This window comes from Leptolyngbya sp. FACHB-261, from assembly GCF_014696065.1.
In the GTDB taxonomy this organism is placed as follows: domain Bacteria; phylum Cyanobacteriota; class Cyanobacteriia; order FACHB-261; family FACHB-261; genus FACHB-261.
The window spans coordinates 675,363-701,230 of the sequence record NZ_JACJPL010000031.1 but is presented as its reverse complement, the minus strand read 5'-3'; the positions used below and the strand labels follow the sequence as shown (position 1 = coordinate 701,230).

At 54.0% G+C, this 25,868-nt stretch carries 28 protein-coding genes; 11 read left to right on the top strand and 17 right to left on the bottom strand.

Annotated elements, in window-relative coordinates:
* The first annotated feature begins 8 nt into the window (after positions 1–8).
* Positions 9–989, top strand: a complete 981-nt coding sequence (gene glsA, locus H6F94_RS28385) for a glutaminase A (RefSeq protein ID WP_190805616.1) — start codon at positions 9–11, stop codon at positions 987–989.
* A 58-nt stretch (positions 990–1,047) separates the two neighbouring features.
* Here glsA and H6F94_RS31855 read toward each other — a convergent pair whose 3' ends face one another.
* Positions 1,048–3,132, bottom strand: a complete 2,085-nt coding sequence (locus H6F94_RS31855; RefSeq protein WP_199320692.1) for a serine/threonine protein kinase — start codon at positions 3,130–3,132, stop codon at positions 1,048–1,050.
* Positions 3,133–3,503: 371 nt separating this feature from the next.
* Here H6F94_RS31855 and H6F94_RS28370 point away from each other — a divergent pair, with 371 nt between their 5' ends.
* Both H6F94_RS28370 and H6F94_RS28365 read left to right on the top strand, forming a co-directional pair.
* The gene (locus tag H6F94_RS28370; RefSeq protein ID WP_190805615.1) at positions 3,504–3,731 is read left to right on the top strand and encodes a hypothetical protein; all 228 of its coding nucleotides are present in this window, start codon (positions 3,504–3,506) and stop codon (positions 3,729–3,731) included.
* A gap of 32 nt (positions 3,732–3,763) precedes the next feature.
* The gene (locus tag H6F94_RS28365; protein ID WP_190805614.1) at positions 3,764–4,429 is read left to right on the top strand and encodes a DUF8619 family protein; all 666 of its coding nucleotides are present in this window, start codon (positions 3,764–3,766) and stop codon (positions 4,427–4,429) included.
* Between the two features lie 61 nt (positions 4,430–4,490).
* Here the strand turns inward: H6F94_RS28365 and H6F94_RS28360 are convergent, their stop codons facing one another.
* The 5 genes from H6F94_RS28360 to H6F94_RS28340 all read right to left on the bottom strand — a co-directional run bounded on the left by H6F94_RS28360 (position 4,491) and on the right by H6F94_RS28340 (position 11,592).
* On the bottom strand, positions 4,491–4,874 hold the full coding sequence (locus H6F94_RS28360) for a DUF433 domain-containing protein (protein WP_190805613.1): 384 nt from the start codon (positions 4,872–4,874) through the stop codon (positions 4,491–4,493).
* 105 nt (positions 4,875–4,979) lie between these two features.
* Positions 4,980–5,423 carry a hypothetical protein gene (locus tag H6F94_RS28355; RefSeq protein WP_190805612.1) on the bottom strand — a complete coding sequence of 148 codons (444 nt, stop codon included), beginning with the start codon at positions 5,421–5,423 and terminating at the stop codon, positions 4,980–4,982.
* Between the two features lie 510 nt (positions 5,424–5,933).
* Positions 5,934–8,672 carry a WD40 repeat domain-containing protein gene (locus H6F94_RS28350; RefSeq protein ID WP_199320691.1) on the bottom strand — a complete coding sequence of 913 codons (2,739 nt, stop codon included), beginning with the start codon at positions 8,670–8,672 and terminating at the stop codon, positions 5,934–5,936.
* Positions 8,636–9,511, bottom strand: coding sequence for an AAA-like domain-containing protein (locus tag H6F94_RS28345; protein WP_190805610.1), 876 nt, complete (start codon positions 9,509–9,511; stop codon positions 8,636–8,638). The genes H6F94_RS28350 and H6F94_RS28345 overlap by 37 nt, the downstream gene beginning before the upstream one ends.
* 521 nt (positions 9,512–10,032) lie before the next feature.
* A complete protein-coding gene (locus tag H6F94_RS28340) occupies positions 10,033–11,592 on the bottom strand; it encodes an AAA-like domain-containing protein (protein WP_242041447.1) in 1,560 nt (519 codons plus the stop codon).
* 229 nt (positions 11,593–11,821) lie between these two features.
* Between H6F94_RS28340 and lysS the strand changes: the two genes are divergently transcribed.
* Positions 11,822–13,342, top strand: coding sequence for a lysine--tRNA ligase (gene lysS / locus H6F94_RS28335; protein ID WP_190805609.1), 1,521 nt, complete (start codon positions 11,822–11,824; stop codon positions 13,340–13,342).
* 168 nt (positions 13,343–13,510) lie between these two features.
* Here lysS and H6F94_RS28330 read toward each other — a convergent pair whose 3' ends face one another.
* From H6F94_RS28330 to H6F94_RS28310, 6 genes are all read right to left on the bottom strand, one after another.
* Complete coding sequence (locus H6F94_RS28330) at positions 13,511–13,771, bottom strand: hypothetical protein (RefSeq protein ID WP_190805608.1); 261 nt, start codon at positions 13,769–13,771, stop codon at positions 13,511–13,513.
* Positions 13,772–14,083: 312 nt separating this feature from the next.
* Positions 14,084–15,175, bottom strand: a complete 1,092-nt coding sequence (ychF, locus tag H6F94_RS28325) for a redox-regulated ATPase YchF (protein ID WP_190805607.1) — start codon at positions 15,173–15,175, stop codon at positions 14,084–14,086.
* 131 nt (positions 15,176–15,306) lie between these two features.
* On the bottom strand, positions 15,307–15,531 hold the full coding sequence (locus H6F94_RS31850; protein ID WP_199320690.1) for a hypothetical protein: 225 nt from the start codon (positions 15,529–15,531) through the stop codon (positions 15,307–15,309).
* Positions 15,532–15,585: 54 nt separating this feature from the next.
* Positions 15,586–15,768 carry a Uma2 family endonuclease gene (locus tag H6F94_RS31845; RefSeq protein WP_199320689.1) on the bottom strand — a complete coding sequence of 61 codons (183 nt, stop codon included), beginning with the start codon at positions 15,766–15,768 and terminating at the stop codon, positions 15,586–15,588.
* Positions 15,769–15,831: 63 nt separating this feature from the next.
* Positions 15,832–16,650 carry a tetratricopeptide repeat protein gene (locus H6F94_RS28315; RefSeq protein WP_190805606.1) on the bottom strand — a complete coding sequence of 273 codons (819 nt, stop codon included), beginning with the start codon at positions 16,648–16,650 and terminating at the stop codon, positions 15,832–15,834.
* A gap of 6 nt (positions 16,651–16,656) precedes the next feature.
* Positions 16,657–17,124, bottom strand: coding sequence for a hypothetical protein (locus tag H6F94_RS28310; protein WP_190805605.1), 468 nt, complete (start codon positions 17,122–17,124; stop codon positions 16,657–16,659).
* A gap of 143 nt (positions 17,125–17,267) precedes the next feature.
* Here H6F94_RS28310 and H6F94_RS28305 point away from each other — a divergent pair, with 143 nt between their 5' ends.
* On the top strand, positions 17,268–17,675 hold the full coding sequence (locus H6F94_RS28305; RefSeq protein WP_190805604.1) for a PPC domain-containing DNA-binding protein: 408 nt from the start codon (positions 17,268–17,270) through the stop codon (positions 17,673–17,675).
* A 6-nt stretch (positions 17,676–17,681) separates the two neighbouring features.
* On the opposite strand, the gene H6F94_RS28300 is transcribed toward H6F94_RS28305, so the two are convergent.
* From H6F94_RS28300 to H6F94_RS28290, 3 genes are all read right to left on the bottom strand, one after another.
* Positions 17,682–18,203: a hypothetical protein gene (locus tag H6F94_RS28300; protein ID WP_190805603.1), complete on the bottom strand. Its 522-nt coding sequence runs from the start codon at positions 18,201–18,203 to the stop codon at positions 17,682–17,684.
* Positions 18,204–18,212: 9 nt separating this feature from the next.
* Positions 18,213–19,193 (bottom strand): HEAT repeat domain-containing protein, encoded by a 981-nt coding sequence (locus tag H6F94_RS28295; protein ID WP_190805602.1) that lies wholly within the window; start codon positions 19,191–19,193, stop codon positions 18,213–18,215.
* A gap of 123 nt (positions 19,194–19,316) precedes the next feature.
* Positions 19,317–19,532 (bottom strand): hypothetical protein, encoded by a 216-nt coding sequence (locus H6F94_RS28290; protein ID WP_190805601.1) that lies wholly within the window; start codon positions 19,530–19,532, stop codon positions 19,317–19,319.
* Positions 19,533–19,865: 333 nt separating this feature from the next.
* On the opposite strand from H6F94_RS28290, the gene H6F94_RS28285 reads away from it, so the two are divergent.
* From H6F94_RS28285 to H6F94_RS28275, 3 genes are all read left to right on the top strand, one after another.
* Complete coding sequence (locus H6F94_RS28285; RefSeq protein WP_190805600.1) at positions 19,866–20,441, top strand: Npun_F5749 family FMN-dependent PPOX-type flavoprotein; 576 nt, start codon at positions 19,866–19,868, stop codon at positions 20,439–20,441.
* Positions 20,442–20,737: 296 nt separating this feature from the next.
* On the top strand, positions 20,738–22,258 hold the full coding sequence (locus tag H6F94_RS28280; protein WP_190805599.1) for a hypothetical protein: 1,521 nt from the start codon (positions 20,738–20,740) through the stop codon (positions 22,256–22,258).
* A 155-nt stretch (positions 22,259–22,413) separates the two neighbouring features.
* On the top strand, positions 22,414–22,971 hold the full coding sequence (locus H6F94_RS28275) for a hypothetical protein (protein WP_190805598.1): 558 nt from the start codon (positions 22,414–22,416) through the stop codon (positions 22,969–22,971).
* Here H6F94_RS28275 and H6F94_RS28270 read toward each other — a convergent pair.
* Positions 22,956–23,348 carry a hypothetical protein gene (locus H6F94_RS28270; protein WP_190805597.1) on the bottom strand — a complete coding sequence of 131 codons (393 nt, stop codon included), beginning with the start codon at positions 23,346–23,348 and terminating at the stop codon, positions 22,956–22,958. The genes H6F94_RS28275 and H6F94_RS28270 overlap by 16 nt on opposite strands.
* A gap of 404 nt (positions 23,349–23,752) precedes the next feature.
* Between H6F94_RS28270 and psaC the strand changes: the two genes are divergently transcribed.
* Together psaC and H6F94_RS28260 are read left to right on the top strand one after the other, a co-directional pair.
* Complete coding sequence (psaC, locus tag H6F94_RS28265) at positions 23,753–23,998, top strand: photosystem I iron-sulfur center protein PsaC (protein WP_190805596.1); 246 nt, start codon at positions 23,753–23,755, stop codon at positions 23,996–23,998.
* Positions 23,999–24,256: 258 nt separating this feature from the next.
* Positions 24,257–25,138 (top strand): prohibitin family protein, encoded by an 882-nt coding sequence (locus tag H6F94_RS28260; protein WP_190805595.1) that lies wholly within the window; start codon positions 24,257–24,259, stop codon positions 25,136–25,138.
* On the opposite strand, the gene H6F94_RS28255 is transcribed toward H6F94_RS28260, so the two are convergent.
* The gene (locus tag H6F94_RS28255; protein WP_190805594.1) at positions 25,095–25,448 is read right to left on the bottom strand and encodes a hypothetical protein; all 354 of its coding nucleotides are present in this window, start codon (positions 25,446–25,448) and stop codon (positions 25,095–25,097) included. The two genes, H6F94_RS28260 and H6F94_RS28255, sit on opposite strands and share 44 nt — an antisense overlap.
* A gap of 136 nt (positions 25,449–25,584) precedes the next feature.
* Here H6F94_RS28255 and clpS point away from each other — a divergent pair, with 136 nt between their 5' ends.
* Positions 25,585–25,866, top strand: coding sequence for an ATP-dependent Clp protease adapter ClpS (clpS, locus tag H6F94_RS28250; RefSeq protein ID WP_190805593.1), 282 nt, complete (start codon positions 25,585–25,587; stop codon positions 25,864–25,866).
* The last annotated feature ends 2 nt before the right edge of the window (positions 25,867–25,868 follow it).

The following is a 25,868-nucleotide window of genomic DNA, read 5'->3' as shown; positions in this document are numbered from 1 at the left end:
CCCGGCTTATGAGCCAAAAGCCAGACTCTATAGAGGCTGACCGAGGGCCTCTCCAACGTTTTCTCGAGGACTTGCACCGCAAGTATCAACCGCTGTGTGAAGGCCATCTAGCCAATTACATTCCTGAACTAGCCAAGGCTAATCCAGATTGGTTTGCCATCTGTGTGATCACCGTGGATGGACAGGTTTACACTGTGGGCGATTTTGAGCAACTGTTCACGATTCAGTCGATTTCTAAAGGGTTTGTCTACGGCTTGGCCTTAGAGGATCACGGGCGCGATGCTGTGCTGAGCAAAGTTGGTGTAGAACCCACCGGCGATGCCTTTAATGCCATCGTGCTGGATGAACACTCCAAACGCCCCTACAACCCCATGGTGAATGCAGGAGCGATTGCCACCACGAGCTTGCTCAAGGGAGTTGGCCCTACTGAACGGCTCAACCGCATGCTCGATATGTTTCGCTGCTATGTCGGTCACGATGTCGTGATTGATATTTCTGTCTTCATGTCAGAGCGCACGACTGGGTTTCGCAACCGGGCAATGGCCTATCTAATGCGCAACTTCGGCATGATCGACGAACGCATTGATGAAGCGCTGGACCTCTATTTCCAGCAATGTTCCTTGATGGTGGACTGCCGCGATCTGGCAGTGATGGCTGCAACCTTAGCCAACCGCGGCATTAACCCAATCACCCAAGAACGTGCCGTCCAGCCCTGCTATGTCAGAGACATTCTCACGGTGATGTATAGCTGTGGCATGTACAATTTTGCGGGGGAGTGGGCCTACAAAGTGGGTCTACCAGCCAAAAGTGGGGTTTGCGGCGGCATCATTGCCGTAGTGCCGAACCAAATGGGGATTGGTGTCTTCTCACCCCTATTGGATGGCCGAGGTAACAGTGTTCGCGGGGTTAGAGTTTGCGAGGATCTCTCTACTCGCTTGGGCTTGCACTTGTTTGACTGCCAAACTTCACTGCTGAACCTAACATCCTGACTCACTAATCCCCCCTTAGCAGTCCAAGCTGTGTTGATCAGGATTGATTGCAGAGAGATCACTGAGGGCTGATCAATGGCCCAGAAGCCGAGTCAGATTTGTTGGCGACGACATAAGCAGAATCAAGCGGCTGAACCCTGCCGCTACGTACCAGAGCTTGGTAGACGAAGGCAGCTACCTCTGCGCGAGTTGCAGCCCGGTTCGGGTTGAGCCGGGTGAGGTCAGGATAGTTCACCACCAATTGCTCTTGAGTCGCCGCAGCGATGTGGTAGGCAGCGTAAGTCGGGATCTGGTCTCTATCTTGAAATTGACCGAGTGCATCGGTCACGCTGCGGTCTGTAGAAATAAGTGAGAGACCGTTGCTCAGCGCCACTAACGCCTGGACCCTGGTGATGTTTTGGTTGGGTTGGAAGCGCTCATTGGTGTAACCAGACAGGAAGCTGCTCTGATAAGCCGCTTGAATAGACCTGGAGGCCCAGAAGTTCTGCGGGACATCCTTGAAGGCTAGCTTGGGACGCTGGGCCTCGGGTTGAAAGGCCTTTTGCACGATGGTTGCAAACTGGGCGCGTGTCACCGGGGCGTTGGGTTGAAAGCGACCATCTGGAAAACCAGAGATGATGCCATCTTGGGTTAGAGCCTTGATGTAGCCAGTAGCCCAGTGACCTTTTGTATCTTTAAAGGGGCCGGGACCGGTAGCTGCCAGGGCAGAGCCAGACCCCTTAGGGGTAGGAGGAGTCATCAGGGGCGCAACTGGCGTTGCTACCGGGGCGCTAGCAGTCGGGGTCTGTTGCGGGGAAGGGGACCCGAAACCAAGCCGCGATAGGAACTGATCCAGGTTGGCAGTTGAAATCTGTACTAGATTTCCAGAGGTGCTCAAAAGCCGTTGGGCCTGCAACGTCGCCAAGTTTAGAGGTTCAGCCCCGAAGGGCGCCTTGGCTTGGGCTAATCCCCAACCCGCAAAGGGACCTGCTGCCAGGATGCTGAGTAGTAAGACTTGGCGGAGATTGCGCTTGGCGGAGGGCTGCTTTGCTGGCGTTTGGCTACGGGTGCGGGAGTTGCGAGCGGCGGTCGAGCGCTCTTTGGGTTTAGCCAGTTCAGGCGCTTGAGGTTTGGGACATTTCTGAAGAGCTGCCAATGCTTCTTCGGCACTGGTGTAGCGCTCGATAACCGCAGCTCTCAACATGCGGTCCAAAACGTCCGCTAGTCCCTCGCTGATCTGAACGCGGGTGCGCCAGGTCCAGATGCCGGTGTTGTGGTCGTACAGGCTGTTGGGAGAGCAGCCTGCCAGCAGGTTGACACAGGTTGCGGCCAAGGCGTAGAGGTCGCTGGTCGGGCCTACAGGCAGGCCAGAGAGCTGCTCGGGCGGGGAGAACCCAGGGCTGTTAATCAGCGTGTTCTGAGTGTCGCCCTCACTGGATTGCAGCTTGGTGTTGCTGGCGTCTTTGATTGCGCCGAAGTCGATCAGAACTAGCCTGCCGTCCGGGTCAGCGTCTACAGACGCAGGCGCGGGGGTCGGTGTCAGTACAGAGGAGGCCGACAGACGACGGGAGGTGACCGATGCCAGAACCATTGTCTCCGCCTGTGAGGGGGGCATCACCAGGTTTTGGTTGGTGCGGCGCATTAGGTTGGCAGGTTTGATATCTCGGTGGATGACGCCTTGCCGATGGATGTAGCCTAATACGGGCAACAACTCCTCAAGGATCTGTCGGATCTGTACTTCCTTGAAGGGACCATTGCGCTTGAGTTCTTGGGCTAATGTTTGGCCTTCGACGTACTCCTGGACCAGATAAAACTGTCCCTGCTCTACGAAGTAGGCAAAGAGCTGGGGAATTTGAGAAGCGACTGGACTGCTTTTGCGTCCTAGCCGTTCTAAAGCAGCAGCTTCGCGCTCAAATAAGCGACAGGCAACCTCGAAGACTCTGGGGGCTCGCCTTGCCGAACGCAATTGCTTAATGACGCATTTGGGTTGAGAAGGTAGGTCTTCATCTCGGGCCAAGAAGGTAATGCCAAACCCGCCTCGTCCCAAGCGGGAAAGTGCCCGATAGCGGCCTTTGAGCAGCAAGGGCGAACCGCAGGTTTGACAGTAATCCTGGGCTTCTAAGTTCTGGGGTGAAGGGCACTCGGGGGCCAGACAGTAACTCACGGCGCGCGGGGCTCCTGCTCGATTAATACTAGTAGGCCGTAACGACCAGGGCTTATGAATTAGAGTTCACTCTCTAATTTTTTGTTACCCGTGATTTCCCGGGTTTTAGTCAGAGTTTGGATGTAATCTTCTTGAGGGTTTAGTGTTTTTTCTGTAAACCCTCCGGCTGCACCCTAAATCAATTCCCGAGAGTAGAATCTCACACCGCTTTCCGCTATTTTATCCGTAATTTCTCGGGTTGAGTTGTAGATTGGCTGGCTGGAGATGCTGATCGCTGCACCCTAAAGGTTCAATTTGTGACATCGGAGCTACGAACACTGCGGTAGGATAACCGCATCCAGTCGGTCTCACTAGAGTGGGAAGCGCTAACCTTGCTGGTACGCTTGCTTGTCCAGGAATGTCCCTTTTGCGGCTACCGGGTGTTCTTCCACCACGGTCAGTTGATCGTCTGCTCTATCCATACTGGCATTGCTACCCGTAGCCCCTGCCCCAACTGTCGCCGCGTCTTGGACCCGGAGCAGTGGCTAATTGTAGATCCACTGACTCAGGATGCTGTCCCGGAAGACCTTGAGGCGGGTAGTCCAGAGCCCAAATGTTAGGCTCAATCTAAAGCTGCCAGTTTGTGAAGTTCATGTTGACGCCGCTGAGACGTACCAAAATCGAAGAAGTTTGCCCATTGGTGCCAACGGGAGACCAGTATCAGTATTACTGGGGGACGCCGCAGGATGTGTTGCGGCGAGTGGCTGTGTCGTGCCTGGGGGTGGTCGGTTTCTGGATTTTGTCTTTTGGCCTGGGCTCGCTGATGTTTTTGCTCAGCATGATCTCGTTTCTCTACTGGCTGTGGGGGCCGATCTACTGGGCTGCGCAGCGCAATCGTCGGTTTCGGGCACCGCAGTATGCGGCGTTCTGGCAGGGCGAGGTGGTGAGAGTTTGGGGCACGGAGGAGATTGTCGAGAAGCGAGAGAAGGTAAATGACCGGGGGCGGCTAGTGGTTAGCCATGAGCGCAAGCCGTTTCTGAATTTGGAGATTGGCGATAAGGATGGCTTTTGGACAACGGCGCTGAAGGTGCCATTTAAGCCGGAACATCGACAGATTAGTCGTCGTCAAGCTGTTTGCTGTTTGCTGATGTCGGATGAGCCAGAGTTCGAGCGGATTAATCGTATTTCTGATGCTTATCTGCCCGATGTTGATGTTTGGGTGAGCGATTATCCTTATCTGCGACGCGATGTTTTTGGCGATATTTATCGCTACTTAACTGTACGTAGTCAGCCGATTATTGATTTAGAAATGGAATAGGAAAAGCTCTTTAGCTTATAAGGCTTTGATTGATGTATCGGCATCTAGATGCAAGCGTAGGCTAGACATTGGCTGCTTCTAGATTTTGCTCAACCGTAATTGCGGTGTCGATTTGGGCGCGATGGGCTTCGTAAAAGGCTAAGGCAGCGTTCACTTGTGCTTCGGTCAGGCTGTATTCCGCAGCAATTTGGTTGGCAGGTAATCCCCATTGTTGAGCAGCAACGACTAGGGTCTGTACACGAACTCTTGTGCCGCGCAGGTCTGGAGTTAAGAGGCCACTGGCACCCTGGCGCTGTGTAATTTCAGGAAAGGCTGGATCGTCAAGCTGCTGGCTGAGGTTGCCGATTTTTTCGGTGATGGCCCTAAGGATAAACTGCTCTAGTGAAATACCCTGTTGTGCTGCCCACTTTTCGGCTTCTTGCTGGAGTTGGGGGGGTAAGTTCATGGCAATGTCAGACCGATAGTTTTCTGGCTGTTCAAGTTGGATGCTGTGTTGTAGAGCGGAGGGTTGAATAGTGACTAAGGCTGTAGGTTTGTCTTGTTTTGGGTCCTATTGTATTTCTGGGTTGATTTTGGCTGGGTGTGACTCGATTAGGGGTTGGGGGCTGAGTTGTTGAGGCAATTCGGTTGAGTGCGGTGGTGGGGCGGTGGCTTGTAGGCGTAGTTGGTAGTGGCGTTGTCGCCAGAGAGTGCGCCAGTGGTCGAGGGTGGTTTGGGGGTAGGTGAAGCGTTGGCAGTCTTGTTTGATGACTTGGCCGAGCCAGGTGAGGATGCGCAGGTCGGCGCAGGCCTGGATGGTTTTGGCGCAGGCTTCGGCCCAGTCGCTAAAGACGCGATAGCTGAGGAATTGGCCGCCTCGGTTGGCACGATGCACAAAGAGCTGATGCGGCCAGTGTTCGATGCGGTAAATCATCCAGTCGGGGATGCCTAAATACTGGGCGATTTTGCTCCAGGAAATGTAAATCTGCGGCTGTAACACCTGGGTCAGGTGCATTGCGGATGTCTCCAAATATTTGTAGGGGAGGGAGAGGGGTAATTCGTCTAATGAATTACCCCAAACTGTCCAGCTAAAGAACCAAGCACAGAGCGAGCAGTTCAGCCTACCTGCGCCTGCCTCGGTTCGTGAAACACGGGTGCTACACTCTCCTCAGCCTCCAACCGTTTAGGCGATTGGGGGTCAGCTACCTAGGGCTGTGTCCATCAGTTCCTAGGTAGCGTTCATCAACTGAACTGAGATTGAAACCTACAGTAGTTGGCGTGGTTTCGCAAGAGGCAAACGCAGAATTTTGTTGTCTCTAATCAATTCCTTCCCCCCACACTTTTGATCTTTCGCCACACCCAACGGTAGGGGCGAGGTTTTCTCGCCCTTACAAACACCCACCGCCTTTTATCGAGGTTCATTCCCCATGCAAACCGCCTCAAACTCCAGGTTGCACAACTCGAATTGCTCAAACTTTTGCTCTTAGCTTTGCAATTGATGCTGAGGTTTTCGGCTCAACTCGCCTCAACGCTTGCTCCACACATATCGCTGGCAGGTCTCTTTGGCTCCTCGCGCAACTTCATCCTTGGGTTCGCGCATAACCGGGTGGTTGCGCAGGCGATTGCAATCAATTCGCAGCCCAGCTTGCCAAGTGCCGCCCTGCCACAGGCGGAGGGTCTTGTCATTGCTGCCACTAACAATAGACTGTCCATCAGGACTAAAGGCCACAGACCTGACAGCCTCCTGATGCCCCTGGAAGGGCTGGCCTATCTGCTTGCCCTGTCGGTCCCACAGTCGGAGGGTGTTGTCATCACTGCCACTAAGGATGGACTGTCCATCGGGACTAAAGGCCACAGACCTAACCCAATCCTGATGCCCTTGGAAGGGCTGCCCTATCTGCTTGCCCTGTCGGTCCCAGAGGCGAATGGTCCTGTTGGAACTGCCACTAACAATGGTCTGCCCATCGGGACTAAAGGCCACAGACAAGACAGAACCCTGATGCCCTTGGAAGGGCTGCCCTATCTGCTTACCCTGTCGGTTCCAGAGGCGGAGGGTGTTGTCATCACTGCCACTAACAATGGTCCGTCCATCGGGACTAAAGGCCACAGACCTGACCCAACCCTGATGCCCTTGGAAGGGCTGCCCTATCTGCTTACCCTGTCGGTTCCAGAGGCGGAGGGTGTTGTCATCACTGCCAATAACAATGGTCTGTCCATCGGGACTAAAGGCCACAGAATTGACATCATCCCCATGCCCCTGGAAGGGCTGGCCTAGTGGCTTGCCCTGTCGGTCCCAGAGGCGGAAGGTGTTGTCAAAACTGCCACTAACAATGGTCTGCCCATCGGGGCTAAAGGCCACAGACGAGACAGCCTCCTGATGCCCTTGGAAGGGCTGCCCTATCTGCTTGCCCTGTCGGTCCCACAGTCGCAGGGTGCTATCCCAACCACCACTAACAATGGACTGTCCATCAGGATTAAAGGCCACAGACCAGACAGAACCCTGATGCCCTTGAAAGGGCTGCCCTAGTTGGTTACCCTGTCGGTCCCACAGTCGGATGGTGCTGTCGTTACCACTACTAACAATAGTCTGTCCATCAGGACTAAAGGTTACAGAAAAAACCCAGCTCCAATGCCCTTGGAATGGGTGACCCAACGGCTTGCCCTGCTGGTCCCACAGTCGGATGGTCTTGTCAACACTGCCACTAACAATGGACTGCCCATCGGGACTAAAGGCCACAGACCTGACAGCCTTCTGGTGCCCCCGGAAGGGCTGCCCTAGTTGGTTGCCCTGTCGGTCCCACAGTCGGATGGTCTTGTCACTGCTGCCACTAACGATGGTCTGTCCATCGGGACTAAAGGCCACAGACCTGACCCAACCCTGATGCCCTTGGAAGGGCTGCCCTAGTTGGTTGCCCTGTCGGTCCCACAGTCGGATGGTCTTGTCACTGCTGCCACTAACGATGGTCTGTCCATCGGGACTAAAGGCCACAGACCAGACAGCCTCCTGATGCCCCCGGAAGGGCTGCCCTAGTTGGTTGCCCTGTCGGTCCCACAGTCGGATGGTCTTGTCACTGCTGCCACTAACGATGGTCTGTCCATCGGGACTAAAGGCCACAGAATTGATATCATCCCCATGCCCCTGGAAGGGCTGGCCTAGGGGTTTACCCTGCCGGTCCCACAGTCGGATAGTCTTGTCTCCACCGCCGCTAACAATGGTCTGCCCGTCGGGACCGAAGGCGACTGACATGACTAAAGGATCCTGATGACCTCGAAAGAGATTTTTTTCCCTGGATGCTTCGACGGCATTAAGCAGGCTGGATTGGATCGGGGGGAGAACCTTCTGAAATTCCGCTAAACTTCGCCCTGCGGCTTGAATTGCCAGCAGGGTACCATTCACGGGCTGGGTATTGAGCAGGATGCTGGCCAAGGTTCCTTGCTCCTGCAACTGGGCTTCCAGGCGTTGCTCCTCGGCTCGTTGGCGCTCTCGGTTGGCTGCTTGCTCATTGCGCTGAGCAATTCCAGCCTGCTTCTGTGCCGCTTGCCGTTGCTGGTTGGCTTCTCGCGCATTCTGTTGCGCAATCCCGGTCTGCTTTTGGGCTTCCTGGCGCTGTTGATCCGCTGCCAGTTGCAAGTCCAGGGCTTTCTTGGTTTGCTGTTGTGCAATCCGAGCTTGCTTCTGGGCTTCCTGACGTTGACGGTTGACTTCCTCTAACCGCCTATTAGCAATCTGGGTCTGCTGTTGCGCAATCACAGCTTGCGTTTGAGCCATCTGACGCTGCTGAAGCGCATACCCCGCCAACCCCGCCATCACCAACGACAGCAACAACAAACCCACAATCACCGGCAGCGCAGGCTTAATCCGGTCCCACCAAGTCCCCGGCAAATTCTCCCGAACCCACTGGCCATCAAACGCCGTGCGATAAATGCGATTGCGCACATGCAGCACTGCATTATCGGCCCGACAAACCACCCCCGACAGCTTGAGGTGCGACTTAACCAGCGATTGCTCCTCATCCAACACCGGGCGCTTACCCCGGCGAATCTCGCCATAAGTCGTCAACACACCAACCGGATCCCGCGCTCGCTTGGTCAGCATGTCCCGCACAAACTGCAAGTTATTGTCTTGCTCGCTCTGCGCTCCAAAAAAAGTGCGGCTCACCAAACCGTCAACCGCCGCCTCAGTCCAGGTCCCCCCGGCCCCCCAATGCTGGGGGGAACCGGAGTTTTTTACCTTCCCCCAGACCGAGCGGCCAATGGATACCAAGCCTCTCGCTCCACCTGAAACTGGGCGATTAGCCACACCCTCCCTCCGTTCTCCCCCCAGCATTGGGGGCCGGGGGGGCCTGCCTCTGCCACCACTCGACACAGCCGTTGCGTGAGATAGGGGTGGCCATTCGTCCACTTCAGCACCCAATCCAGCACCCGCTTGGCCTCCGTCTCCGCCAGCCCCAACCCCGCCGCTAGAGGCAGCGCCTCCTCAAAGCTAAAATCGGTTAGATCCACCCGTTGCCCAACGTTGAAGGGCGTGCGCCAAGGGTCGCGTATTAAGTCGCTGGGGGTTGCTACGCCAATCAGCACAAACGAGAGCCGCTTAAGGACTAGATTCTGCGCTCGTGCCACGTAGAGATAGCGAATAGCGGTGAAAAAATCGTCCGTGAAGTCAAGACTGAGGGTGCTGTCAATCTCATCAACAAAGACTACTACCCGCTCCTCAACCTCAGCCAGCAACACCTCCTCAAAAAATAGTGTTAAGCGTTGGGAAACACTCAGATGTCTTCGCTCCCGCCACCAAGCCAACACATCAGCCTTGAAACGGAGCTGTCGTTTCAGCCGCATCGCGAAATTGAGGTACCACTGTTCCGGTGTAATCTGCCCTCCCGAATTCTGAAGGTCCACAATCACCGAGCGAATGCCCTCCTTGGCCAACTGCTCCGCAGTGCGCACCATCAAGCTCGACTTCCCCATCTGACGAGCCGTGAGGATATAGGCAAACGCCCCTTCCCGGCACAGCTTCAGCAGCTCCTCATCCGCCTGACGCGGAATATAAATGCCACTGCCCGCCTGCACCGTACCGCCAACTGTGTAGATACTCGCTCGGGTCATCTGCCTCTCCTCAACCCCTACTCTCCGAGGGCCAGCACACTAGCGTTCACCCTGCCCAATCCAGCTCCGAGCCTCACGAATGAAGCTCCTGATCCTCTTTAAAGAGCCTCCAAACCTCGCGCATGAAGCTCAGAGCCTCGTGAATGAAGCTCCAAGCCTCATTAATGAACCTCAGAACCTCATTAATGAACCTCAGAACCTCATTAATGAGGCTTTGATCCTCTCTAGAGAGCCTCAGAACCTCGTGAATGAGCCTCGGAACCCCATTAATGCAACTCCAAGCCTCGTGAATGAAGCTCAGAACCTCATTAATGCAGCTCAGAGGCTCATTAATGAGGTGGAGACCCCTCCCCCAGCCCCTCCCCCGCGGGGAGAGGGGGGCCGGAGGTTGGTTTTTGATTTGGGTTTGTGTGGGGAAACGGGGAGTTAGATCCTTATCTCCCCTTCCTCCCCGCTCGCGGGTCGCGGGGGATGGGGGTCCTCCTCCCGCCTGAGCTGAGTCCTCGCGCGACGGAGATCCACTACCCACGCAGATGCTCCCGGAAATACTCTGCGTACAACTGACAGCGCGGCACGGTTCGCTGGTTCTGGCGACGTACTAAGCCAGCCCCGCGCAGCCGGAAGAACACGCGCTCATCAGGGCAGGTCTGGTTACGGATCACCTGAAGCAAGCCCTGTACTAGCTCCCTTCTTTCGTGCAGACGGAACAGGTGATAGCTCAGGTGATCGCCAAGTGGTCCCCGGTCGGCTGTGGCATTGGTGAACAGATCTGCCACCGTTATTTGTTGACTAGCTACCAAGTACAGAGCCCGCCGCACTAGATAGGGATGCCCGCCCAACAGCGTCATCAATTGCCGCTCCTGTTCCAGGTTCAGAGGTTGTCCATGCCGCAGATTAAGGTCAGCCACCTGCGCCAACGTGAAATCCTCCAGTTCAATCACCTGACCTACATTGAAGGGCGACTGATTCAAGTTCTCGATCAACTGATAAGGCTCAGTCGAAGTCACCAGCACCAGATCCAATCGCTTCCAAATCGGAGTAATGGCGCGGTTGTTGTGCCAGCTCCGCAACATGCCAAAAAAGTCGGTGTGGAAGTCTGTATCAAGTACAGACTCCACCTCATCCATCGCCAGCACCAATGGGCTAGCCAGCTCCTCCAGCAAGTAACACTCCAGATAGTCGGTGCAGCACTGACTATGGCCCAACCCCGAAGCCCAATACTCCTCTATCCGGTTGGTAAGTCTCAGCTTCCTAGTTAGCCAAGTGGAGAAGCGGCGAAAAAATAGGCCCGCATCTGCCAGTGCCGCCTGGTCAAACAGTTGAAAATCCAGGAAAGCCACGCGCTTACCCGCCTCAACCGCCGCCCCAATCGTGCGAATCAGCAGCGAACTCTTGCCCATCTGCCGAGGGCCTTTGATCGTGATCGTCACGCCCTGCTGCGCAATCGTCTCCAGCGCCAACGGATCCGCAGACGGACGCGCCACATAGAAAGCCGATTCAGGATCCATCGTCCCCTCCGGCAGCTCCAGCGACACCGGCTGAGCTGAGGGCAAGGGACGCGCCAGGTCTGGTTGGCCTTCTGGGGGCTGGCCTTCTGGGGGCTCGCCTTCTGGAAGCTGAGCGGCGCGGCTGTTCAGTTCCCCAACTGCCAAGCCTGCCCCAGCAATCGCCCGCTGCAATTCTGCAATCAGTCGTGGTGTATCCTGCTCATCCTTCCAGAAAGCCCAGTTGATGCTGTTCAAATAAGCGCTCAGCGGATAAACCAACGGCTCCGTATAGGCCAAGCGCACCGGCAAAATTCCCGGCTTGCCCGTTTGCTTGCTGAGATGATGGGCTTTCTCAATCTCCGCCACCACCATCTCACTAGTCACTGACTGCGCCGAGATGAACGTAATTAGATAATCCGAGCGTTGGATCTCCGCTTCAATGCGTTCTGCCCAGCGTGTGCCCACAGTCATCGTCTGGTCAATAAAGACCTCATGGTCCTGACCCAGCGCCTGATAAACCGCCAACGCCACCGACTGATCCGGCTCAGAGCGTCGATAACTAATAAAGATCTGCGCCCGTTCCCCAGTTGCCAATTCCTGAGCCCAGCGTCGATTGGTTGCCGACAGTATAGACGCTAGACCTCCGGTTGGACGGTACCCGGCTGGGGTGATTCTGAGGTGATTCTATTGCTTGACTAGTGCTTAACCGGAATCTGCACTATTGAGTTCAGTAGTTCAGTGCCGCGCCTGAATCAGCCTTGCTCACAGGCGCTGCGTTCTAGTGCCAAGTTACACTGTGGTATTGCCTGTTAGTCCTTGAGTCATGTCCGATCGGCCTCAACCAGAAGATCAGTCCGCTCTCGATAAAATCCGCGCCACTCGCCTGGAGAAGGCCAAACAACTGCGAGAACTGGGCCAGAATCCCTACGCTTACCGTTGGCAGTGCAGCCACACGCTCCAGGTCTTGCAGGATAAGTTCCGCGACTTGCCAACCGGCGAAGAGGCTGACCTAGAAGTGTCAGTGGCCGGGCGAATCATGGCCCGTCGCTTCATGGGCAAGCTGGCCTTCTGCACCATACAGGACGAAACCGGCACGATTCAGCTTTATCTAGAGAAGCAGCGCCTCACCGAGCACATGGGCGAGGACGCCTTTAAGCGTCTAGATAAGCTCTCCGATATTGGCGACTTCATCGGTGTACACGGCACGATCAAGCGCACCGAAAAGGGCGAGCTCTCGGTCTACGTGAGTGACTACACCATCCTCACTAAATCCCTGCGGCCCCTGCCCGACAAATGGCACGGCCTCACTGACGTTGAAAAGCGCTATCGCCAGCGCTATGTAGACCTGATCGTCAATCCCCAAAGCCGCGAAGCCTTCCGCAAGCGAGCCCTGATCACGTCCGCACTCCGGCGCTATCTGGAGAACCAGGGCTTCATCGAAATCGAAACCCCCGTCTTCCAAGCCGAAGCTGGCGGCGCAGATGCCCGTCCCTTCATCACCCACCACAATGCGCTGGACATGGACCTGTACCTGCGCATCGCCACCGAGCTGCACTTGAAGCGGTTGGTGGTGGGCGGCTTTGAACGGGTGTTTGAGCTGGGGCGCATCTTCCGCAACGAGGGCATCTCCACCCGCCACAACCCAGAGTTCACCTCGGTCGAGGTGTATCAGGCTTATGCCGACTACACCGACATGATCAGCCTGACCGAAGCTCTGATTACTAATGCCACTCATGAGGTCTTAGGCACCCTTCATCTCACCTACCAGGGCACTCCTGTTAACCTGACACCCCCTTGGCGTCGAGTCACCATGCACGATCTGGTCAAGGAGCTAACTGGTCTGGACTTCACCCAGTTCAGCAGCGTCGATGAGGCGAAGCAAGCGGCCCAGGCTGCAGGCATCTACGGCTTAGACAACTGCACCAGCATTGGTCACGTGCTCAACCAAGCCTTTGAGCAAAAGGGCGAGCCAACCCTGATCCAGCCGACCTTTGTGCTCGACTATCCAGTGGAGATCTCGCCACTTGCCAAGCCCCACCGAGATAAACCGGGCCTAGTAGAACGGTTTGAGCTGTTTATTGTCGGCCGCGAAGTCGCCAATAGCTTCTCAGAGCTAACCGACCCCGTGGAGCAATACGAACGCCTCAAGCAGCAATCCGAGAAGAAAGCGGCTGGCGATGAAGAAGCGCAGCCGTTGGACGAGGATTTTGTAATGGCTCTGGAATACGGTATGCCGCCCACGGGTGGGATGGGGATGGGCATCGACCGCCTGGTCATGCTGCTTACAGACTCTGCCAGCATCCGGGACGTAATCGCCTTCCCGATTCTCAAGCGTGAGGATTAGTTAGAAGGGGAAATTCTCAACCTCTAAACTCTTAAGCTCTCAAATTAAGCTTGTAGAGAAAAAACTTGCTCTGCCCCCGGCAATTATCCCTGCCTTATATTGCTGGGGGCAGAGCGCACAACAAGGTTCAATCTTGGCAGGCTTAGTCTTAGAGCTTAGTTTTGGGACTTAATCTTGGTCAGTTAACTTCTGCCAAACCTGAACAGCTAGCATGACCGGCAAAAGCGTCACCGTTAAGATGGTCATCCCTAGAAGAATGACACCTGTCAGTCCGGCTGCTGTTAGAGAAACACCAGACTCACTCATGGTTTCTCGTTTTGCGCTGGTGGAGTTGAATTGAGCACCTGCGGCTGGGTAGCTGATTAATCCCTGGCCAGTCAGTCCGGCTGGTCTTGAAGCTAAGACAGGGTAATGCTTGGCATTGCTCACTGTGTTTTCCTCTTAGGGTTTAGACTCGGCTATCACATCGCTAGTCCATAGGTAAAGCCCCGATAAAAATAGTGTGAAGCTGTTACGTATCTCAACCCGTGAGAAGCGTCACATGCTATTGGTGATCCCTGGCACAAGCCCGAGTGAGCTCGATTACAAGGGAGCATAGCATTCCATCGCAGCTGCCCTCGTACCAAGCTTTTGAGCAGCTTTGAACTACTTGCTAGCAGCCCATGTCTCTAAAGATAGAGAATGGGAGTTTCGCTTCAGGTTGAGGCTGTCTTCTGCCAATTCAACCTGAGCTAAGCAGATCTAGACGTTGAAGCGGAACAGCATCACATCGCCTTCTTGAACGACGTACTCCTTGCCTTCACTGCGAACCAAGCCTTTTTCCTTAGCTGCGTTCATTGATCCAGTGGTCACTAGGTCCTGATAGGCTACGGTTTCGGCTCGAATGAAACCCCGCTCAAAATCGGAGTGAATCACACCTGCGGCCTGAGGAGCCACCATGCCTGCATGGATTGTCCAGGCACGGGTCTCTTTGGGACCTGTGGTGAAGTAGGTGCGTAGGCCCAGAAGGTGATAAGTGGCATGGATCAGGCTCTTCAGACCGCCTTCGCTCACGCCAAGCGATTCGAGGAAGTCCTGCCGTTCTTCAGCTGACAGATCGACCAACTCGGCCTCAACTTGTGCGGAGACCATAACCACTTCGGAGCCTTCACTAGTCGCAAGCTCACGCACCTGATCAACCCAGCCGTTGCCATTGGCGAGGTCTTCTTCAGAGACATTGGCTGCGTAGATGATCGGCTTACGAGTCAAAAAGCCCATGAAGGCAGTGGCTTTCTCTTCTTCTTCGGTCAAGTTTGCCAGTCGGGCCGGCTTGCCATCGTTGAGAACAGCCTGGACTTTCTCCAGTGCTTCAAGTTCAAGCTTCGCCTCTTTATCAGTGCGAGCTGCTTTACGAGTCCGCTCGATACGCTTTTCTAATTGAGATAGGTCAGAGAGGGCCAGTTCTAGGGTGATGGTCTCGATGTCACGCGCCGGATCGACTGAGCCAGCAACGTGGATGATGTCTGGATCGTCGAAGCAGCGCACCACATGCACGATGGCATCGACCTCGCGGATATTGGCGAGAAATTTATTGCCTAACCCTTCACCTTGGCTGGCTCCCTTGACCAGTCCAGCAATGTCGACAAACTCGACACGAGCAGGCAGGATTTCGGCTGAGCTGCTGATCTTAGCGAGCACCCCCAAACGCTCATCCGGCACAGAAACAATGCCAGTGTTGGGTTCAATAGTGCAGAAAGGAAAGTTGGCCGCTTCGGCCTTGGCATTGGCAACCAGGGCATTAAACAGAGTTGATTTGCCAACGTTAGGAAGACCGACGATTCCGGCTCTGAGCATGGGACAAGGACTAGGGCAGTTTGCCTATCTATTATCGCTGCTGCCCCGACTGCCGATGAACGCTGATACTGTTTGCTGCTAGTTTGTGCCCCAGTTTAGATGCGCACATAGATGCAGTACAGCAGCACGCCTTAGCTAAGACTATCTGGGTCAATTCCCCTGGCTCGCAACAAATCTGCCAATCGCTCAGCGCGCTGACGTTCCTGGCGTGCTGCTTCCTCGGGTGTTGCGAAGCGCTGACCCTGCGCGTCATACCAGTAAAGCCACTCTCTCTGCCAGCCTTCATAAGTGCCGTGTCCTCGGCCAATCCCTAGGTTTAGCTCAGGTAACCAAATGGGTTCAGCCGTCTGACGCACGTATGTTCCCTCGACCAGACGGTAAACCTCAAGGGGGTCGTGCCCGTCTCGCTTCTAGTAGTCAGGGTTGTAAATGACATAGTAGAGGACGCCGATTTGAGCGTACTTCTGGATTTTGTCGTTGCACTCGCTACCTGGAGTTCTAGAGACAACTTCTAGAGCTAATTGAGGAATTGTCCAATTCTCTTCCCAGAGCACATAGCTCAAGCGCCCACGTTCGCTTTTAAGTCGTGGCACCCCCAAACTTAAGCAGTCATTGGCTTCAGCGATACTCTCTGGCGCTGCCCTTTAACTGTGTTCCTAAGGTGCAACCCTGAGAATCTGCTGAGCGGTTTGAATTTGCTCTGTTGAGAAACCTGCTCGGCGTAGATTACTCTTCAAATAAGCTGCATCAAAAAAGCGACTATCGAGTTCGGTAGCCCGACGAGCGTAACGTTTAGCCTCTGGGTCAATATCTTTAGGGCGATTGGGACCGACGTTTTGCTCCTGATGCTGAGCTTGGTAAGTGATGGCAGCAGCAAACAAGGGATGGGGATTGCTCGGTTCTAACTGCGCAGCTTGCCTTGCCCCCTCAAGGGCACAACTCCAATCCCAGGCTCGTTGGCAGGCTAAGGCTAAGTTGTAGTGAGCAACTTCGTTGTCGGGCTTGAGTTGCAATGCCCAACGATTGACAGCCATCGCTGCTTCAACGTTGTCCTGTGCCAGGCGAACGATCCCCAGAGCATTGTAAGCTTCAACACTCTTGGGATCGCGCTCAATGCCCTGCCAGAGGGCGTGAGCTGCCTCAGCCTCCTGGCCTGCTAGGTGTAAGGTCCAGCCGAGACTAACATGGCCTTGGACGTTCGTCGGTTCCAGCTCAACTGCTTTGCGCAGAGCCGTAATTGCTTCAGGATATTGCTCCTGGCGTTGGTAGGCTAAGCCAAGCACTCGCTGCACGGCGGCTGAGCGAGGCGCAGTCTGCGCCACCTGCTCCAGCACAGTAATGGCAGAGGCACTGTCTCCCTGGTTGAGCAAACGCAAGCCCCGATCGAGCTCAGTTTGCACGGAGGGCTGGGCCAGAACTGCAGGACTGAGCAGCAGGACTGCTAAGCAAACGTAGCGCTGTATCCAAGAGGTCATTAGAGGTTAGCGACTGGGCCGAATATCCGGTGTAATTTGAACAGCTCGAGTGTAGAGCGACCCTGCTTCAGAATATCGGAAATCGATCGCAACATCATGGATGGAGCGGCCAGTTGGAATATCTACGGTATCTCCCTGAGCCGATTGGCAGTTGCGGTTATCAAACTCCTCTGCAACACAAACGCGAATAGCCGTTGCCGGATGATCAAACCACGTGCGAGTGGGTAAAAATTTGTTTTGAACGCTAGTCGCGTGACGAACTCTAATCCTGCGATTGTCGATGACTGTAACCACCACCCATTCTTCGCGATCCAAATCACCAGGGGAGAAAACACTACCCTGTTGCACGTTACCAGTCGCGGCATCACGTAGCCGAAGTTTATAGATAGTCTCAGCCGCTTGGGCTGAATTAATTAGGACTTGGGTCACTAATACAGAGGTAAGAGCAGCGATAGAGAGCAGAGATTTTTGCATAATATTTTGCATGGCATTTGCCAGTAGTACCCAAGAATATCCACAAGATAGGATTTCCCTAGGGAAGTTACTTCATCCGGTTGAATCACCTGAGTGGGTGAACGACTCAAGCTCTTCGAGTTCAAGCTTTAAGGAAATCATTGATGAAAACCTTGGCGCTACGTCTCCGACCCGGCCAAGATTTAATGCAGGCTCTAGGTGAGTTTGCAAACGAGCAACAACTCCAAGCTGGGTTCATCCTGACTTGTGTGGGTAGCTTGAATCGAGCCGCACTGCGCTTTGCCGGTCAGCCAACAGCAACCCTTTTAGAAGACCGATTCGAGATCGTTTCCCTAGTTGGTACGCTTTCCGTGCATGGCTTACACCTGCACCTATCTCTGGCTGATAGTACAGGCCGAACGATTGGCGGTCATGTCAAACAGGGGTGTCGGATTTACACCACAGCAGAGCTAGTGATTGGGGAACTGGAACATTGTGTGTTTGAACGTGCTCCTGATCCAGACACTAGTTATCTGGAACTGCAAATTAGGAATTTAGAATTCCAAGACTAATCAAGCCTAAGCAAAGTTTGGAGGAATGGAGTTGCGTTCGCGCTTGTTCCGCTTCCCTGGATTAGGGCGTGGGCTAAAGCCTTTGGCTGCACTGCCCTGTTGAAGTTGCAGATCAATTAAGTGTTTGAGATCAGCGCGTTTGATCTCTGTGCCTCGGTTAACATCTCCAGGCGTATCGAAGAAGACCAAGGCATTGACCACGTTCAGCGCTAATAGTTGAAAGAGAATGTCGATGACGCCTTGTTTGCGGGCAACTAATGGGTCACTCTCTAGTCCTTGGATGCCTGTTGCTGCGTCTTGCTCTGTGGGATAAGCGTAAACAACCGTCTTTTGCTTCTCAGGTTGATGGCGACTGCTCAGGGTCGTTACAATCCAGGCTTCCTCTGGCGACTGCACCACAAAATACTCAAGGTGGCCGAGTTGCTGAGCCAGACTCTTGAAAACGGGGGCCGCTAGCTGAATCGCACGGGCCGCAGTATCGTCGGGAGCATTGTGCAGCAACTCCGCAATTTGGGCGTCGAGATCCATAACGCGATCCTAAGCCTGAGGATGATGGGGATGGCGTTGCTGACGAGGGGACTGGGCAGGCGGTTGGCTGCGCGCTGTCCTGGGTGGTTCTGTTGGAGGAGCTGCTTGTTCGTGAAAAACGGGTCGGTGTGTCTGGGCGGCCTGTTGCCCCTCAAAGATGGCACCGTAGGACTCTAAGAACTCGCTCTGAGCGCTGAACTGACGCTGACTTTGCTGGATCTTGCCGACTGCCCAACGAGCCGTCTCAGCCACACGGGGATCAGAATCGCCTACAGCATTGAGTAGCAACTGAGCATTGCGGCTACTAACCGCTTGGATGCGAGTCAATTCGCGGACTGCATTTTGGCGCACCTCTGGATTTTCGTCTTGCAGCGCCAGGGTTAGGGCTCGTGACACAGAGACCAGATTGTCGTAACCGATCTCGGATAGCGCCGCCAGGATCAGGCTGCGCTGCTCGGGCACCGATTCAACCATCGCCTGCACAAGCGGGCGAACTGAACGCGGGTCTTTGAGCTTCTTCAGCTCCCACGCTGCCAGTTTACGCACTTGGGGATCACGGTCCCGCAGCATTTGCGCGAGTTCGTGGAAGTGGTCTATCTTCTGTGCCTGTCCCATGCTGCTGCTGTTGGGAGGTAGGCTTTCGCGGGCAGGCTGACGGTTAGGGGGGCGGCGCAACTCCTGCGTCACCTCTGGGTCTTCCTGGCGCTGATTGAGCAAGCGTAGATGCCGATTGAGCCCTGCATAAGCCAAGCCCCCTAGTGCTAACAGCAGCATAATCGCGAAAGCGGTCCAGCCATGATTAGTGATAATCGGCTGTAAAGCGGGAACCGAATCCGAGCTGAATGTGCCACTTCGCTCAGTCGGGGTACTGACTTGAGCAATGGGCAGGTAGGCGCTGTTGGCGTTAGCGTCCCCCAGGCGAAGCGTGGTGAAAGAGAACCTAGCGGGCTGAGGGAGGGCCATCAGGCCCGCGTCGCTATCAATCGGCATAACGCGCAAGCAACGGCAGGGCAGGCAGTCAGGAGGGATTATTCCCTCGCGCTTAGTCTAGTCGATGAGTCCCCCTCACGACTATTTAGATTTCAACTAGTTTTTCAGTTCCAACTTTTAGAACTAGCCCAATTCACTAGAGGCTCGTCGCCAGTACTGGATAAAAGCTCCACATTCAGCACTCAGCATTGCTGTGGCTAAATCATCTCCGTAGCCAGCGGCACTACCTTTGGCCGAGAAGTACAAGACTGCCCAGCGTCCCCGCTCTTGACGGGCCAAATACTGGCCTGAGGGGTCAGCAAACTCGTAGCCATAATCAGTGGGGTTGATAGGGTACATAGGGCCGTAGTGCTCGGAATGCACGCTTCGAGGTTACCCTTGACTCTCCACAAAAGTGCGGACTATCTCCGCAGCCTTTGTCGGGAACATCAAAGCCGAATGAGTCTTTAAAGCTCCACCTGCGAGGCTAGCCCAAATTTCAGGAGCATGGCCACAATCGCAGGTTGTTTTCAGATCTAGTCTATCTAGTGGGTTGATCTGCTGGGTGCATGAGTGAAGTTGTCCGCTTGATTGATCCAGTCGATCTAACTGCTATGACTCATGGCATACATAGAAAACGTACTTAGAACATGAGGCGATAGCACATGAAGCAGGGCCTGATAGGCTTAAACTATGACCCTGGCTCCCTGGCGCTCTATTCTGGCACGGGCATTGCATCGAAACCGTAGCCTGCCCTACGCCCGCTATTTTCAGTTGGCCACTGTTAGCGCCGATGGCCGACCCGCCAACCGCACCGTTGTCTTTCGTGACTTCTTGGAGGGTACCAACCGCCTCAAGATAGTTACGGACGTTCGCAGCGAGAAAGTGGTTCAGCTGAGCCTACAGCCCTGGGCAGAGGCTTGTTGGTACTTCCCCAACACCCGCGAACAGTTCCGCTTACAAGGACAACTGCTCCTGATTGATGCCAAGGCTCCGGAGCCTCAGCAGTCTTGGCGCTACCAGGCCTGGCAAGTGCTCTCCGAGGCCGCTCGCGCTCAGTTTTCCTGGCCCACACCAGCGCAGCCTAGACAGCCCGAGACTCTATTCACGAGCGCTGCTCCTGATGCCGTTGAGCCCTTGACCAACTTCTGCTTGCTGCTGCTAGAGCCTGTGAGTGTGGACCATTTAGAACTACGGGGCAGTCCTCAGGACCGGACAGTTTATCAGTTGTGCGAAGGAGACTGGACTGTGCAAAGTCTTAATCCATAAACTAGATCTGCTAAAACCAGAGCTGCCTAACTGGTAAAGCTTCAGCAACTTGAAGCACTGAGTTAAATTAAGACAAAATTTTAGCTAACGGTACAATTAGCGGCACAAGAGAAGAGTATAATCCCCCTCCAAGAATCGCTTTTGGGGGGAGAGGGTGACAGGGTGGAGTTGGATTCAGAGTTGAAACGCTAAGTCTAGCTTAGACCGTCCTGCCAGAGAGCATAGAGGACGGTCATCTCTAATTGCTTTCAAATTGCGTCGTATTGAGCCTGCATGTCTACGTTGGGTGGAGAGTTATGCCTGCCAACTTAAATTCGCCGTTGAATTCACCAGGAGTGAGTGAACCTGCGGTTATTAACTTAATCAGTCTCTACGTCTATCAAGCAATTGTGGCCGTTCAACAGCAACAACCCGAGTTGCTGAGCGCAAAGGCTAAGGCATTTGCTTGGCAAGAGCGTCGAGCTACCTTCATTGACAAGTTAGCAGCGGAACTCAGAAAAGCTGAAGACGTCGAGGAGCTGATTTCGCAGCTTAAACGCATTCTGCACTTATTGTTGGCTCCAGATTTTTTCGGCTCTGACACCTTTCAGATTCTGATGGAGCGAGTTTTTCAACTTACATATCCTGAAGCTGATTCTGAAGTTGATATAGAAGAGGCCGGGGGTCTGGCCAGTGATCTGGGCACTGATCTCAGCATAGATAGTGAGGTCGGCCTAGGTATTGGTATTGGTATTGCTGGGGATATTAATGCAAGCAATCCTCAGGCAGAATTGCCAGAGAACTACGGCATGGCCGTTCTGCTATTGGACGCAGAGAATTTGCACGTGAGCGCGGAAATTGAAAATTTTCTAGCTCAAGTCTGCCGGTATCCCCTTCAAGTCAAGGTCGCCTTTGGTAATTGGCGCAATCTGGGCCGAAGAGATGCTGAGTTGTACAGCCGTGGCTACGAACTCATCCATGTGCCCCCAGGCAAAAATAATGCTGACTTGAAAATGGTGGACTTCGGGTCTTCGATCTTGAAGCTTTACCCTTATACCCAGGAAGTTCTGATCTGCTCATCCGATCGGATCATGGATTGCCTTTACACCTCACTGCATCAGTGTGGCGTCAATGCCTATTGGATACGCCGCCAAGGAGAAGCGCTGACTGTAATCAGTAGTCAGACAGGGGAAACCGCAATTTACACCTCGGCCAGTCGCAAAAAGAACCTGCCTCAGACACGCTTAGTTGAGATCGATACTTCTGAAGTGCGACAATTATTTCCTTCGCCAGAAGCTTTGATTCTAGAACTCAGGAATTTAGTAGAACTAGAACAGGCACTCTCCTCTTCTGAGTGGGTCACCCTATCTAGGCTGGAAGTTTTATTTAAAGAAAAGTACGATTTAGAACTTTCTGAAGCTGTTGTGGCTCACCGCCTAGGCTATCGAGCTCACGAAGCTTTCAGACGGCGCTTGGGGGGCTTTCTGATTCATCAGACTCAAGATCATTCTGAGGTGTATGTCACTCTGCTGCCCAGTTCTCAGCCGTTATCTAGCCAAGCCAATTGGAGCCCTGCTCTGCTATCACTCAACTCAGAAGCTGCAATAGAAGCAGCATTAGCTAGCTTGATCGAGCAGTTAACTCAGCAAACATCAGGAGGCTATATCCCAATCTCGGACTTAAGCCGGGAATTTAATCGAGAGTACGGTTTGGCGATTACAGTAGTCATCCGCCGCTTATTTTTAGGTAAAAGTCTGCGCAAGTTCTTGCAGAGGCGGCCTAGCTTTCGGTTGGCCCGGCTTGGTCCAGAGTGGCAGGTTGCCCTGGTCAAATTCTAGTTTGACTCCTAGCGCTGTAAAGGCCCTGTGAATCTAGACCTGTGAATCTAGAAGACCTTCTGAGGTCTAGACACTAGTCGTAGGGTTGATCGTAAAACTCACTTCATGTGGAAGGTTAGAGTTAGCCTTTATGATTCGTGGAGCCCCCACCTGGTATGGATGCCCAGCGCGCCCAGTATGACGAGCTACTTGCTTGTTACAGCGAGCCAGCAGAGGTGCTAGAGCTACTCAAGCAGCACCGGCCCTATCTGGAGCTTATGCCCAGCATGCGGCGGCCCCTGGAGAGCATTATCACGATTCCCTTACCCATTGTGCGGTTACGGGATCGCACCACTCGTGAGTACAGCAGTCACCGGGTTGCAGCTGATGTTGGTGTTCTGCTCTGTGACCCAGAGTGGAAGGTCAAAACTGGCATTGAGATCTTTATTTTCATCCATCAACCCGAAGAGAACTTTTCAGACCTCCTCAGTCGTTGGCGGCAGACGGAGATCCTGCTTGGCCAGGAATATTATTGGGTGATGCCCCGTCGCTACAAAGACATTCTCAATGAGGGGGCAGAGGATTTTTATCCTCTATTTGTTCTGTTTCCCGACACGCCGCAGCGCATCATTAAAGGTCTAAAAGGAGCGGCTCTGCCCTATATCTGCCATACCCCCATCTCCGAAGCGTTAGCGGAGGATGAAGCTGAGCTTGAGATTCAACCCCAGGAGTAACTTCCCTGCAGCAACTGTGGGATTGTGCTCTGGGCCCAAAACAGTAGAAAGAAGCTACCTGATAGCAAAAGATGATTGCCCAACCAGCCCAGGGTATGTTCTGGTGCTTCAGGATGACCCAGGTGACGGCTAATCAAACACCAGCACAAGCCCACCCAGGCAACGGTCATGGCGATCATTGGCCAGGTTAGAGACTGAGCCATGTCGGAGTAAGACCAGCCAAAGCTTAAATACAGAGTGACTAGCAGGAAGCCGGTGAGCTGACGGTAGAGGTCTTCAGGCAGGAAGGCAGTGATTGGGAAGATGCGCTGATCGAAGAACTTCACCATGCCGCCAAGAGCCACCATGTAGGAACCGTAAGCCAGGGCTGCTTCCACCGTTGTTTACTCCTTGGGTATGCGCGTATCGGTGCTTTAGTAGGTATATCTTCCCAGTTATAGTCTGACTCGCCTCACATTGCTCCATCGACTGGTGGGATTTTTGAGTTGGCTCAGCCTACCACAGGAGAGAAACTATCTAAGTTGGCATAAGCTTGCTCAAAGCTTGGTTTAGGTGCACGGCTAGGCTAGCTGAACTGCGACCCGAATTGGCAAGCTAAAACGCCTTGCATTGGGCTGTCAGTTGGGCTGTTAGTTGGGCTACCAGTTGGGCTGTCGGTGTGAACTACGGTGAAGTTTTACAACCAGTTTTCCAGCTCAGGGCAGGCACTGCGGTAGACTGATGCTCGACAAAAGGTCCAGCGGTCTCACACACCGTTTACCTGTAGATTGGAGCCTTTTCAATGTCTCATTCCGTCAAAATCTACGACACTTGCATCGGCTGCACACAGTGCGTCCGGGCTTGCCCGACCGACGTGCTGGAAATGGTGCCTTGGGATGGCTGCAAAGCGCAGCAAATTGCCTCTTCCCCTCGGACAGAGGACTGTGTTGGTTGCAAACGTTGCGAAACGGCTTGCCCCACCGACTTCCTCAGCATCCGGGTCTACCTGGGCGGTGAGACCACCCGTAGCATGGGCTTGGCTTACTAAGCACTTTTACAAGCGCTTAGTTTGCATTTGTTTACGAAAAGCAAAACGCACTCATTATTTTATCTTTGGCGTTTGTGGTGTTCGTCTGTGGGAGGGCTTGGCGAAGTCCTCTCTTTTTTTGGCCTTTTTTGCAGCTTGGCTGAAGCTGCTGAGACTTTCTGAGGCAAGACCCAGCTTGCAAGTTGGCTAGGTGAAGCTGGGATTGGTATGAGCCTGGTTTACGCTAAGGCAGGAGAACACTTTGCCCCTAGCTAATTAATGCAACGCCGTCCAGAAGATTTGCTCAACGCCTATTGGCCTCAGCTTGCCATTATTGGAGGGCTTTTGCTCCTGTTGCTAGTTGTAGTGAGCCAGGGCTTGTTGCTCGTGCAGCCAGGCTATGAGGCAGTCGTGTTTAACCGATTGACAGGGCTGGAGCCAAACACTCGCGCCACAGGCATTCATCTGCTGATCCCACTGGTGGAAGAGCCGATCCTCTACGACATTCGCACCCAGACCTACACCATGGCGGGGCGAGCCGAAGAGCGAGCGGTTGCTGACGATTCCCTGACCGCCCTGACTGCCGATGGCCAACGCGTCGATTTGGATATCTCCGTGCGCTATCGCCTTGACCCCGCCCAATTGCCTCCCCTGCACCGCAATACAGGGCCAGATTTTCTGAACAAAATTATTCGGCCCGCTTCTCAGGCCGTGGTGCGCAATGATGTTGCTCTCTATTCAGCGATTGGTGTCTACTCGGGTCAACGGCAGGAATTGCAGGAACGGATGGAGCAGGACTTAGGCGGCTTGATGGGGCAAGAAGGCTTAGTTCTCCAGAGCTTGCTGCTGCGTAATGTTGACTTCAGCCGTGAGTTTCAGGAGGCGATTGAGGCCAAGCAGATCGCCGAGCAAGAGAAAGAGCGCGAGCGCTATCGAGTCGAGCAGGCCCAACTGCAAAAACAACGGCGCATCGTTCAAGCTCAGGGCGAAGCAGAGTCATTGCGCTTACGAGGCGCAGCCTTAGCCCAGAACCCGGACGTCATTCGCCTAGAGTATGTGCGTCGCCTGCCGGACGACACGCAGACAATTTTGGCGGATCCCAACGTGATCCTCAACTTTAGTGATTTTTTGAGTTCTCAGTTGCCCAAAGTTGAGCAATAAAGCGGTGTAGATGAGCACGAGAAACAGAGACATCCACCGGCTCTTGGTGAGTAATGCTCTCTAACACCGGCAGCACTTCGGTATCTAGAGCGATCTGAAATCCGTCTAGAGGCCAGAGCAAATCTGAGGTAAAGCGTAGATCATGGATCGTAACGGGGCTGCCGTCTCCCTCCAGTTCTGCCAATGCTAGAGGACGCACCCAACCTTTGCCAGTTGCCTCTAAGGTCTGAATCACCTCGGCGTAGAGCCTCTGCTGCTGATAAGGAAGGTAAACAATTTGACAGGGCACGAACATGGAAACAGAATTCATGTGTACGATTGTAACGGGATGTCCTGTCAGGAACCGTTGAAACTGTAGGTACCATTCAGGAGGATCAAGCCTGGCTAGCCTAGGTAGCATCCTGAATTCCCGCTTGAAGTGAATTGAAGATCAGAGGAAACCGGAAGTGTCTACTGAGACGATTGAACAGCGTTCAACTGCCCGGAAGCTCGCGCCGCGCTACCGGGTCTTGCTTCACAATGACGACTACAACTCCATGGAGTATGTGGTTCAAGTGCTGATGAAAACGGTGCCGGGTATGTCCCAGCCGCAAGCCATCGACATCATGATGGAAGCGCACAATGCTGGAAAAGCCTTGGTGATTACCTGTGTTCAGGAGCATGCAGAATTCTACTGCGAGTCGCTAAAGAGTAGCGGCCTGAGCAGCACGATTGAACCAGCTGAATAAAC

Excerpts from the sequence above, each read along its gene's own strand:
- glsA (WP_190805616.1), top strand. The coding sequence starts at position 9 with ATGAGCCAAAAGCCAGACTCTATAGAGGCTGACCGAGGGCCTCTCCAA.
- H6F94_RS28365 (WP_190805614.1), top strand. The coding sequence starts at position 3,764 with ATGTTGACGCCGCTGAGACGTACCAAAATCGAAGAAGTTTGCCCATTG.
- H6F94_RS28360 (WP_190805613.1), bottom strand. The coding sequence starts at position 4,874 with ATGAACTTACCCCCCCAACTCCAGCAAGAAGCCGAAAAGTGGGCAGCA.
- H6F94_RS28355 (WP_190805612.1), bottom strand. The coding sequence starts at position 5,423 with ATGCACCTGACCCAGGTGTTACAGCCGCAGATTTACATTTCCTGGAGC.
- H6F94_RS28345 (WP_190805610.1), bottom strand. The coding sequence starts at position 9,511 with ATGACCCGAGCGAGTATCTACACAGTTGGCGGTACGGTGCAGGCGGGC.
- lysS (WP_190805609.1), top strand. The coding sequence starts at position 11,822 with ATGTCCGATCGGCCTCAACCAGAAGATCAGTCCGCTCTCGATAAAATC.
- ychF (WP_190805607.1), bottom strand. The coding sequence starts at position 15,175 with ATGCTCAGAGCCGGAATCGTCGGTCTTCCTAACGTTGGCAAATCAACT.
- H6F94_RS28315 (WP_190805606.1), bottom strand. The coding sequence starts at position 16,650 with ATGACCTCTTGGATACAGCGCTACGTTTGCTTAGCAGTCCTGCTGCTC.
- H6F94_RS28310 (WP_190805605.1), bottom strand. The coding sequence starts at position 17,124 with ATGCAAAAATCTCTGCTCTCTATCGCTGCTCTTACCTCTGTATTAGTG.
- H6F94_RS28305 (WP_190805604.1), top strand. The coding sequence starts at position 17,268 with ATGAAAACCTTGGCGCTACGTCTCCGACCCGGCCAAGATTTAATGCAG.
- H6F94_RS28300 (WP_190805603.1), bottom strand. The coding sequence starts at position 18,203 with ATGGATCTCGACGCCCAAATTGCGGAGTTGCTGCACAATGCTCCCGAC.
- H6F94_RS28295 (WP_190805602.1), bottom strand. The coding sequence starts at position 19,193 with ATGCCGATTGATAGCGACGCGGGCCTGATGGCCCTCCCTCAGCCCGCT.
- H6F94_RS28290 (WP_190805601.1), bottom strand. The coding sequence starts at position 19,532 with ATGTACCCTATCAACCCCACTGATTATGGCTACGAGTTTGCTGACCCC.
- H6F94_RS28285 (WP_190805600.1), top strand. The coding sequence starts at position 19,866 with ATGACCCTGGCTCCCTGGCGCTCTATTCTGGCACGGGCATTGCATCGA.
- H6F94_RS28280 (WP_190805599.1), top strand. The coding sequence starts at position 20,738 with ATGCCTGCCAACTTAAATTCGCCGTTGAATTCACCAGGAGTGAGTGAA.
- H6F94_RS28275 (WP_190805598.1), top strand. The coding sequence starts at position 22,414 with ATGGATGCCCAGCGCGCCCAGTATGACGAGCTACTTGCTTGTTACAGC.
- psaC (WP_190805596.1), top strand. The coding sequence starts at position 23,753 with ATGTCTCATTCCGTCAAAATCTACGACACTTGCATCGGCTGCACACAG.
- H6F94_RS28260 (WP_190805595.1), top strand. The coding sequence starts at position 24,257 with ATGCAACGCCGTCCAGAAGATTTGCTCAACGCCTATTGGCCTCAGCTT.
- H6F94_RS28255 (WP_190805594.1), bottom strand. The coding sequence starts at position 25,448 with ATGAATTCTGTTTCCATGTTCGTGCCCTGTCAAATTGTTTACCTTCCT.